This window comes from Dermacoccus sp. Ellin185 (assembly GCF_000152185.1).
In the GTDB taxonomy this organism is placed as follows: domain Bacteria; phylum Actinomycetota; class Actinomycetes; order Actinomycetales; family Dermatophilaceae; genus Dermacoccus; species Dermacoccus nishinomiyaensis.
In genome coordinates, this window is sequence record NZ_AEIQ01000079.1 from 1 (window position 1) to 986 (window position 986).

Genomic DNA, 986 nt, shown 5'->3' on the forward strand with positions numbered 1-986 from the left:
CTGGACTCCGCGGTCACTGTGATGCACGAGCCGCCCGCCCTGACGCGCCGCCGGGGTCGTGGTGATCGCCTGCTGCAACGCGATCAGCGGCAATGCCTGCGTCGTCAGCGATGACGCGACCGACCAGCCGACGATCTTCCTTGTGCACGCATCGGTGATGAACGCCGTGTACGCGAACCCACCGACGGTGCGCACGTACGTGATGTCCGCCACCCACAGCTCGTTCGGCGCCATCGCGTGGAAGTCACGCTCGACCAGGTCCGGGCGGTGATCGGGCAGCTTCGACGCGACGGTCGTGAACGGGTGACGCCCGCGCCGAACACCGTGCAGCCCAGCGACTTTCATGAGCCGGGCGGTCTGGTCGCGTCCGATCATCCAGCCCTGGCGGCGCATCGCGTGCCACATCTTGCGGTGGCCATACACGCCGTAATTCTGCTGGTGGACGCGCCGGATCTCGTCGATGAGGACCTCGTCACGGATCGCTCGCGCGCAGCGCGGGCGGGCTTTCGCTGCCCGGTAGCCACGCGACGTGATGAACCCACACTCCGTCGCGCCCAGCACGCGACAGATGGACTCGACCCCGAACTGACCCTTGTGTTCGTCGATGAACCGGATCATCTCGTCGTGGGGCGGTCGAGTTCCGCTGCGAAAAAAGCCGATGCTTTCTTCAAGATCTCGTTCGCGCGCCGTGTCTCTGCGAGTTCGCGGCGAAGGCGCCGGTTCTCTTCCTCCAGGGACTCACGTGGCGCTGCCGCGCCCACCATGGCTGGTTGTTCGCCAGCACGGGGCATCCAGTTACGGATGGTCGCCGGCGCGATGCCGAGCGAGGCTCCGACGGCGTCCATCGCGACGCGCTGTGAGCATGCTTCGGCGGCGCGCTTGTCGAGCACCATCCTGACGGCGTGCTCACGCAACTGCTGGTCGTACTTCTTGGGCATGGTCCGATTCTCCTTCAGATGAGTCGGAACCAAACCCAGGGCGCTTCA

Annotated in this window: 2 protein-coding genes; both read right to left on the minus strand. The window is 66.0% G+C overall.

The window, feature by feature from the left end:
• Positions 1 to 618 (minus strand): IS3 family transposase (locus tag HMPREF0321_RS08325; protein WP_006945770.1); only part of this gene is annotated, 618 nt, incomplete at its 3' end.
• A complete protein-coding gene (locus HMPREF0321_RS08330) occupies positions 615 to 938 on the minus strand; it encodes a transposase (protein ID WP_006945764.1) in 324 nt (107 codons plus the stop codon). The genes HMPREF0321_RS08325 and HMPREF0321_RS08330, both read right to left, overlap by 4 nt.
• Positions 939 to 986: the final 48 nt, after the last annotated feature.